Origin of the sequence: Dethiosulfovibrio faecalis, assembly GCF_021568795.1 — a bacterium.
Classification (GTDB): Bacteria; Synergistota; Synergistia; order Synergistales; family Dethiosulfovibrionaceae; genus Dethiosulfovibrio; species Dethiosulfovibrio faecalis.
The window spans coordinates 300,604-307,290 of sequence record NZ_JAKGUE010000002.1 but is presented as its reverse complement, the minus strand read 5'-3'; the positions used below and the strand labels follow the sequence as shown (position 1 = coordinate 307,290).

General features: G+C 50.4%; 15 protein-coding genes. 4 read left to right on the top strand and 11 right to left on the bottom strand.

The window, feature by feature from the left end:
- Nucleotides 1-42: 42 nt before the first annotated feature.
- From L2W58_RS03575 to L2W58_RS03540, 9 genes are all read right to left on the bottom strand, one after another.
- Nucleotides 43-330 carry a hypothetical protein gene (locus L2W58_RS03575; protein WP_236101634.1) on the bottom strand — a complete coding sequence of 96 codons (288 nt, stop codon included), beginning with the start codon at nt 328-330 and terminating at the stop codon, nt 43-45.
- Between the two features lie 9 nt (nt 331-339).
- The gene (locus L2W58_RS13205) at nt 340-507 is read right to left on the bottom strand and encodes a helix-turn-helix domain-containing protein (RefSeq protein ID WP_420827982.1); all 168 of its coding nucleotides are present in this window, start codon (nt 505-507) and stop codon (nt 340-342) included.
- A 122-nt stretch (nt 508-629) separates the two neighbouring features.
- Nucleotides 630-1,361, bottom strand: a complete 732-nt coding sequence (locus L2W58_RS03570; protein WP_236101633.1) for a hypothetical protein — start codon at nt 1,359-1,361, stop codon at nt 630-632.
- The gene (locus L2W58_RS03565; protein ID WP_236101632.1) at nt 1,339-1,680 is read right to left on the bottom strand and encodes a hypothetical protein; all 342 of its coding nucleotides are present in this window, start codon (nt 1,678-1,680) and stop codon (nt 1,339-1,341) included. Before L2W58_RS03565 ends, L2W58_RS03570 begins: the two co-directional genes overlap by 23 nt.
- Nucleotides 1,681-1,916: 236 nt before the next feature.
- The gene (locus tag L2W58_RS03560; RefSeq protein WP_236101631.1) at nt 1,917-2,138 is read right to left on the bottom strand and encodes a hypothetical protein; all 222 of its coding nucleotides are present in this window, start codon (nt 2,136-2,138) and stop codon (nt 1,917-1,919) included.
- 2 nt (nt 2,139-2,140) lie between these two features.
- Nucleotides 2,141-2,323: a hypothetical protein gene (locus L2W58_RS03555; protein WP_236101630.1), complete on the bottom strand. Its 183-nt coding sequence runs from the start codon at nt 2,321-2,323 to the stop codon at nt 2,141-2,143.
- Between the two features lie 9 nt (nt 2,324-2,332).
- On the bottom strand, nt 2,333-2,650 hold the full coding sequence (locus L2W58_RS03550; RefSeq protein ID WP_236101629.1) for a hypothetical protein: 318 nt from the start codon (nt 2,648-2,650) through the stop codon (nt 2,333-2,335).
- Between the two features lie 17 nt (nt 2,651-2,667).
- Nucleotides 2,668-2,976, bottom strand: a complete 309-nt coding sequence (locus L2W58_RS03545) for a helix-turn-helix transcriptional regulator (protein ID WP_236101628.1) — start codon at nt 2,974-2,976, stop codon at nt 2,668-2,670.
- A complete protein-coding gene (locus tag L2W58_RS03540) occupies nt 2,973-3,260 on the bottom strand; it encodes a hypothetical protein (RefSeq protein WP_236101627.1) in 288 nt (95 codons plus the stop codon). The genes L2W58_RS03545 and L2W58_RS03540 overlap by 4 nt, the downstream gene beginning before the upstream one ends.
- 140 nt (nt 3,261-3,400) lie before the next feature.
- Here L2W58_RS03540 and L2W58_RS03535 point away from each other — a divergent pair, with 140 nt between their 5' ends.
- On the top strand, nt 3,401-3,760 hold the full coding sequence (locus L2W58_RS03535) for a hypothetical protein (protein ID WP_236101626.1): 360 nt from the start codon (nt 3,401-3,403) through the stop codon (nt 3,758-3,760).
- 71 nt (nt 3,761-3,831) lie between these two features.
- Here L2W58_RS03535 and L2W58_RS03530 read toward each other — a convergent pair whose 3' ends face one another.
- Both L2W58_RS03530 and L2W58_RS03525 read right to left on the bottom strand, forming a co-directional pair.
- Nucleotides 3,832-4,098 carry a hypothetical protein gene (locus tag L2W58_RS03530; protein ID WP_236101625.1) on the bottom strand — a complete coding sequence of 89 codons (267 nt, stop codon included), beginning with the start codon at nt 4,096-4,098 and terminating at the stop codon, nt 3,832-3,834.
- Between the two features lie 44 nt (nt 4,099-4,142).
- Nucleotides 4,143-4,397: a helix-turn-helix transcriptional regulator gene (locus tag L2W58_RS03525; RefSeq protein WP_236101624.1), complete on the bottom strand. Its 255-nt coding sequence runs from the start codon at nt 4,395-4,397 to the stop codon at nt 4,143-4,145.
- A gap of 150 nt (nt 4,398-4,547) precedes the next feature.
- Here L2W58_RS03525 and L2W58_RS03520 point away from each other — a divergent pair, with 150 nt between their 5' ends.
- From L2W58_RS03520 to L2W58_RS03510, 3 genes are all read left to right on the top strand, one after another.
- A complete protein-coding gene (locus L2W58_RS03520; protein ID WP_236101623.1) occupies nt 4,548-5,258 on the top strand; it encodes an XRE family transcriptional regulator in 711 nt (236 codons plus the stop codon).
- Between the two features lie 45 nt (nt 5,259-5,303).
- Nucleotides 5,304-5,897, top strand: a complete 594-nt coding sequence (locus L2W58_RS03515) for a hypothetical protein (protein WP_236101622.1) — start codon at nt 5,304-5,306, stop codon at nt 5,895-5,897.
- A gap of 62 nt (nt 5,898-5,959) precedes the next feature.
- Nucleotides 5,960-6,661 carry a PDZ domain-containing protein gene (locus tag L2W58_RS03510; protein WP_236101621.1) on the top strand — a complete coding sequence of 234 codons (702 nt, stop codon included), beginning with the start codon at nt 5,960-5,962 and terminating at the stop codon, nt 6,659-6,661.
- Nucleotides 6,662-6,687: the final 26 nt, after the last annotated feature.

Here is a 6,687-nt window from a genome sequence, read left to right as displayed (position 1 = left end):
CAGAACTTTCGGTTGTCTATTACTATGTTGCGCTCCACATGGTCACCCCCTGTAGCTCTCCTCGACGGTGCAGCCTCTGATCTGGCCTCTGCGACGATGTCGACCGGACTTTACCGCCGGGTCGTGCTCCATCGCCTCGAAACAATCCTCGTGGTACTTTCGGTCTACGAACCGGCTCCCTCTGATTCCCTCTACGAAAAACTCCAGAAAGACGTACCTCTCGTCTGGATAGATAACCCCTCCGCACCAGTCGCAACGATGCTCCTTCCGAGCTACCCGGCGGACCTTCTTTTCCGGACGGACGGGCTGCCTGATTTTCGTTTGCTCCATGGTGGTCACCTACAGGGCAGGCCACAACATATCTGGCTCTACGCCTAGGATGTCGCAAACCTTATCTAGGAAACGCTTTGAAGGACGTCGACCATGCACCCATTGATAGACGAGGGATCTACTGCACCCAAGTTCCTGGGCAAGAGACCTCTGCGTTAACTCCATGTGCTTCAACATGCAACCTAATCTAGAATCGTTTTTCATGGGGCCTCCTGTGTTACAATCAATAGCCGGAGAGCGGCAACTCTCCAGTTGAACTTTGTCGGGTGGGGCCTGGATCTCCCAGGCCCCACTGCTACTTAACAATTTCCGGCAACTACCAGATACCCCTCCAGGCTTTCTTTCATCCTTCCTATTTCCGCCTCGAGTGCCTTTTCTCTGTAACGGCCTATCTTGGGGCAAGAGAGTTTGAACAGAGGCTTTTCCGTCTCCGATTTTGGCTTGAGAAATTCCAGTTCGACTTCCATCGTCTGGAAAAAACCGGATTCCTGGAAGATCTCCATGTTGACTTCGATAATCTTCGGCAGTTTCACCGAGCCTTCGGCCTCGCCCACTTTGATCATGAAGGTGTAGTTGTGATCGTCTACTCTGGAGAAGTCTCCCTGAATGTTCGTCACGTACTTGAAGTTCTCCAGAGCCGCTTTGAAGAGATCTATGCCTACCACCTCGTCGGGCTCTCTCCGAGACAGAAAGTCGACGAGCCCTTTTTGATCGAAGACGGATCCCTTTTTGGTCAGGATCCCCTCCCATTCCGCAAATCTGACCGAATTGGCGAATGCGAGAGATACGGTATCCTGAGGCCGATCCACTATTCCGTCGTCAAGTATCGCTTTCGCCGAATCGTCCGTGTAACAGACGACGGATCGTTCCTTGACCCCTTTGGTTTTCACCAGACTCACGAATGCATCTACCGATCTGGCGGTGTAGCTGACGCCCTGATAGGTGAATATTTCCGGCGCATCGCCGTGACGAATGATAAGTTCCTTGCCCTCGGGGATAACCTTTACCTCACACGATTCGTTGCTGGCCATCTATCTCGTCCTCCTTGTCTTTTATGAAAGTGAGTTGCTCCGTGGGAGCATCGGTTTTCAACTCTCCATCGACCATCTGGCACAGACTGGATTTTGCCGTCCCAGGGTATTTGGGAACCATCTTGAACGTCGTGGTGAACATGCTGTTTGTGTCTTTTATTGGAGTGAACGTCACTGTTATGCTCACCGACGCCTTTTTGCCACCTGCCTCCTCTCCTGTGATTGCGTCGATCAACGACGGTATAACCGATTGAAACTGTTTATTGAGATCCCCACCGCATACGCTCTGTAATCCCAAAGGAACCATGGGAATGTTCATCGTTTGACCTCCTTGTGATAGAATAAGGAAAGGAGTTGCAGCTCCTTACCTGTCTGTTTTGCCCTGCCCGTTCAGCTATGGACGGGCTCTTTTTTCGCCCTTTGCTCCGCCGTAACGTCATCAGCACATTTGCTACAGAAGATTGCGCCATCCCCTAGACGCGTTTTGTAGACCTCACCCCAGGCAATATGTCTTCCGCATCTGGTACATATGGGCTCGAAGTGCACCACCTCCAATCAAACCGCCTCCTCGCCGCCGACTATTCCACCCAGGCAAGACTCTATCTCGGCCAGATGCTCTTTCAGGGACAGGTTTTCATCTATCGCCCGTTCCAGCTTCTTTTGCTGACGCTCGAAGGCTATGTCCTGAACGACGATAAGCTCTCTGGCCATGGAGATCTCTCGCCTCAGAGCGTCACGCTCACGACGCAGTTCCCGCAACGACTCGAAAAAACTCATGGTTATGGCCTCCCCGCCATGGAGTAAAGGACATCCGCCTGATCCAGGGTTATCTGATCTCGCAGACAGGACTGGATGTCACCGTCGATAACCTTCAGGAGAGTTCGCCGGGCGTAATCCCCCATGCTGACCTCGTACCAACGCCCCTTCCTGTAATGTCTCAGTTTTCTTTCGATTGCCTTCATCAACCTCATTCAACACACCGCCCTTTCCGCGGATCTCACTCGACGTTCCAGAGTGGCCACCTGTAGCTCCGTTCTGCGATAACGGTTCCTGGCCGACGAGTCCCCGTATTTTTCCACCAAGTAGGCCGAATAATCCAGCTCGGCCCGTTCCAGCTCCAATCTGTCTCGAAGCTCCGCAAGCTCCCGATACGCCGACATATGGCACACCACCGGACAATTCATCGCCGCCCTGATGCGGTTCGCCTCCGCCTCGGCGGCGGCCTTTCGGCGATCGTTTTCCATCATCGTTTTCTGGTGCTTCATAACCTGACCGTTCCAGCCCTTCATGTCATCACCATCCCTTTCTACTTAACCGGAATATCTCTCAACCCCTGCCGTTGCTCGATGTACTCCATGACCTCCGACAGCTTCCAGCGTTTCAGCGTATCCGACAGAGATATCGCCTTAGGGGCGTATCCGCCTTTGACCAGGTCGTACCAGGTTCCTCGCTTTATGCCGCACAGCGAGGACGCCTCTCTGGCGTCGATCAGACGATCGGGAATCGGATCCTTCCGTAAGCTCAATTCCTCTCTGATCTTCCGCTCCACCTCCGCCGTGATTCTCGGGACCGCCCCTTCAACTATGCGATCGACGATAGCCTGCTCCAGACTCATTGATGCGTCCTCCTCTCTTCCCGCCACCAGCGGACATCCATATCATCTAGCCCCCATTCCACAGGCTCATCCGAATGGATCCCTCGATCTCGGGTTTCGTCGTACAGATCGTAGATCGTGGCATCCTCCGGCATCCCTCTGGCGACCTCGACGACCACCTTGGCCGTGTCGGCATCGGACATGGCCACCCACTTGTTACGCACCCTGACGACCGACCCATTGCGATAGGATCTACTTACCGGCCTCAGCCGCTTCATGGTTCTTCCTCCCTTAAATTTGTTCATTTTGCGATGTCTCCCTCTTCAACTTTCTTCTTCCAAAATCCCATTAAAACGCTGGGCTGGGGTTTAGATAGTAAATTCCGAGTGATATGCTTAAATTTGGGCATGGCCGAAAAACTTATGATGGAGAAAGGGGTATTTTTATGAAATGCAAAGAGCTTCTATGTCGCATGTATGCAAGCCTTTCCAAGACCCCAGGGCTAGAGAAAAACAAAGCAATTTACTTGACTCCTGCTGGTTTTGTCTCCGGCACTTCACAAAACCCCGGTGGTGATCCCGGCTCAAAATCGAAGGTGATTTTTGACCTTTTTAAAGAGGCAAGACCGGATTTGATAGAGAATGAAGAGGTACTGTCCCTTATTCATCTTAAGGATGTATTAATCGTGAGCATAGATCTCAAAACCGTCACTCATATGGATGAGTTTCTTTTGTTACCAGATCAAGTGATTGGCGTATCTTCTGGGAATCTTTCTGACAGCATTCAGCAAACTTCTCAGGGCTAACTGAGGAGATTTCCATATAGTTTTTGGCCTTGCCCTCCGTATTCTTCAAAGCACGCCGTACCTGACCGTTGCTATTGATGTCCTCCACTACCGCTGATACAGCCAATCTTTTGAGCCACTGGACCAACATTTTGGAACCTCCCTTCTTGGATATGTTCCACTCTCACGCCGATCGATCGAAGGAACCGTACTGATACCTCGATCTGCCTCGTCAGCGTCTCGATAAACACCTTTGTGTCCGCCTTATCTGCTCTGCCGTCCTCCAGGTCCTCCAGGAAGGCCAGAACCTCCCCAGCTTCGTCGCTCCTGAGATAGAGGTTGCCCAGCAGTTCCACCACCCTCCGTAGATCTCCCACTAAAGGCGTTCCCCTCGCCTCCGGGATCAGGCTGACACAACCTCCTCCTTCTCCCGGGGGTGGGGAGGGTTTGATGCATTTTCGTATAGCTCCTTCGCAAGTACCCCTACATCACATGCAAAAAGCCTCGCCAATTTATGCATATTTTGTCTTGATGGAGACTGACCTCCTTCCCATCTGCCGACAGTCGGTTGATCTACTCCTATCAAGTCCCCAAACCCTGCTTGAGACAAGTCTTCCTCGCTTCTATACTTACTAATTCTCTCTTGGAGCTTATTCACTACCTCACCTCCTCCCTCATCCTGAGCTGATATTATCATGCATAATTCGCATGCGCAACCCCTACAAAGCATTTTTTGCATCAAAAAAATGCACAAAATGTCCTTTCATAAATATGCGTTTAGTGAATAATAGAAGCTGGGGGTGGAACAATGGACGGAGAGAGATTAAAGAATCTGAGAATAAAAGCAAATCTATCGCAAGAAGGGTTGGCTGAAATCCTCGGGGTGAACCAGGCTACAATTGGGAGATGGGAAAAGAACAAGAACAGTCCAGACGATGATATGAAAAAAAAGTTGGCTTTATTTTTCAAGTGTTCTGTAGCATACCTCATGGGGGAAACTGACGACCCAGCCCCGCTAGATCCACAAAACAAGGTAGAATCCAGGATTTTCAAAGACCCCTCCCAAGTAGGAGAAAAGGTCTTGATGATCCCTATCGTCTCCGGAGTAAAGGCCTGCTGTGGGAATGGGAATCTGTATGCGCACGATGTCGAATGGGAAATGACCTCGGTCTACCCTATTCGGGAGAGCGAGTTGATCGGTTACAGCTGGCAGACGAAGGACTTCAAGATCATCGAGGTCGAGGGAGATTCCATGGCCCCCAGGATCGAAGACGGAGCGTGGCTACTCTTCGCCGCCGGAATAGAAGCTGAAAACGGCGATATCGTCGTCGCCATGTGCAACGGCAGAATCATGGTCAGGGGAATAGAGTTCGACAAGGAAGGAGGGATAACCCTAAGAGCGATAAACGAGAGCTATCTGGACAAGAAGGTGCGTGAAGAAGAAGAGTTTTACGTGCTGGGGACAGTGATCGGAGAGGTACCAAAGAAGGGGTTCAAGCTGATAGGGAAGATCTATTGATCGTAATACCGCCACTGGAATATTTTACAGGAAGGGAGATTCGCGATGCTCAAAGCTCCAAAATATGCCTTTTTGCTTCTTACGTGCTTTTTGTTTGTTTGCCCGGCCATTGCTAAACCAAGAGATGTGCCATTATCAACCGAAGCGGCAATAAAGTATCTCAGGGACACCCCTCAAAAAGACTCTATCATGGGAATATATCGACTTATTAAAGGAAGATTTTATGGAGCGTACCTAGTACTTCCTGCTTCAGGCAAAGACGCTGAAAAATGGGAATACGTGGCGACCGCATTAGAAACCTCAAACTCGTTTGAGGATCCTGGAACCGTAAAATTTTTCATGCGAAAATCTGAGGGACGATTCGTAGGCTTTTACTATGATGCTGCTCTTTCTGGAAAAGCAAAATATCGGTGTCAGTTCGTTACGGGGGTAGACAATATCACCGCATATATTTTCCCATCTTCTCAGCCAAGCATTTTTACAAAGGACATCACTCTTCCTGCTCCACAAGTCGAAGCAGAGGTAGCTTCCAAAGATATCAAACAAAAAGAGGGGAAGTCCAGTTTAGAGATCTCCGGAGAGAGCGAAACGGACAAGAGGTTGCAGGAGATGTTCGATAAGTATTCGAGCAAGGAGTAAGGGATCTCACCGTCAGGGGTGGCGGTTTTGGTGGGGAGTTGCTAAAAGGGAGACAAAGTCCAATGAAAAAACTGTTATTTGCACTGCTTGCTGTCTTATGCATTACGACCGCTGTTTCAGCCGCATCGCTCTACACCGTAACGATCAATGACACCGACACTCAAGCTGTTCAGGATGCCGCCATAGAGATCATGACCGGAAAGAACTTCACTATAGAGGAAGTCACCCCATATAAGGCCGTCTTCTCAAAGGGATTCGGGGATGGATTCTGGACGGCTTCTCGGCTTTGTTATGTCAATCTTGCTTTTATAGAACGAGATGGGAACGTCAAGGTCATGGTCTCCGAAACGGAGAAAATTGGCGCCATTATCAGGAAAAGGAGCATCAATCACCTCGTACCGTTGGTCCAGCAGATCAAAAGCACCGTCGATGGCACACCGGTAGATCAGGTACAAAACGAAGCCGTCGATCAGCTCCCGGGATCAGGCAACGAGAGAGAAAAAGCTCTGGGTCTTGTGCTGGACGATCAGATTGGGGCTGACGGCATAAAGATCATGTCGGTAGATCCCGGTAGCCTGGCAGAAGAAAGCGGCATATTGGCTATGGATGTCCTCTCGGAGATCAACGGGAGAGAGACCACGTCGATGACTCCATCAGCGGTAAAAACCTACCTGGCCAATAAGATGGCGGCCAAGTCCTCCATCATGATGATAGTCACCAGAGGAACCGACAAGAAGCTCTTTACGATCGATCCGGAGGAATAGGGATAAAGCTCACAACTGGGGGTGTT

Excerpts from the sequence above, each read along its gene's own strand:
- L2W58_RS03565 (WP_236101632.1), bottom strand. The coding sequence starts at position 1,680 with ATGAACATTCCCATGGTTCCTTTGGGATTACAGAGCGTATGCGGTGGG.
- L2W58_RS03555 (WP_236101630.1), bottom strand. The coding sequence starts at position 2,323 with ATGAAGGCAATCGAAAGAAAACTGAGACATTACAGGAAGGGGCGTTGG.
- L2W58_RS13205 (WP_420827982.1), bottom strand. The coding sequence starts at position 507 with ATGTTGAAGCACATGGAGTTAACGCAGAGGTCTCTTGCCCAGGAACTT.
- L2W58_RS03575 (WP_236101634.1), bottom strand. The coding sequence starts at position 330 with ATGGAGCAAACGAAAATCAGGCAGCCCGTCCGTCCGGAAAAGAAGGTC.
- L2W58_RS03520 (WP_236101623.1), top strand. The coding sequence starts at position 4,548 with ATGGACGGAGAGAGATTAAAGAATCTGAGAATAAAAGCAAATCTATCG.
- L2W58_RS03515 (WP_236101622.1), top strand. The coding sequence starts at position 5,304 with ATGCTCAAAGCTCCAAAATATGCCTTTTTGCTTCTTACGTGCTTTTTG.
- L2W58_RS03550 (WP_236101629.1), bottom strand. The coding sequence starts at position 2,650 with ATGAAGGGCTGGAACGGTCAGGTTATGAAGCACCAGAAAACGATGATG.
- L2W58_RS03510 (WP_236101621.1), top strand. The coding sequence starts at position 5,960 with ATGAAAAAACTGTTATTTGCACTGCTTGCTGTCTTATGCATTACGACC.
- L2W58_RS03545 (WP_236101628.1), bottom strand. The coding sequence starts at position 2,976 with ATGAGTCTGGAGCAGGCTATCGTCGATCGCATAGTTGAAGGGGCGGTC.
- L2W58_RS03570 (WP_236101633.1), bottom strand. The coding sequence starts at position 1,361 with ATGGCCAGCAACGAATCGTGTGAGGTAAAGGTTATCCCCGAGGGCAAG.
- L2W58_RS03540 (WP_236101627.1), bottom strand. The coding sequence starts at position 3,260 with ATGAACAAATTTAAGGGAGGAAGAACCATGAAGCGGCTGAGGCCGGTA.
- L2W58_RS03535 (WP_236101626.1), top strand. The coding sequence starts at position 3,401 with ATGAAATGCAAAGAGCTTCTATGTCGCATGTATGCAAGCCTTTCCAAG.
- L2W58_RS03560 (WP_236101631.1), bottom strand. The coding sequence starts at position 2,138 with ATGAGTTTTTTCGAGTCGTTGCGGGAACTGCGTCGTGAGCGTGACGCT.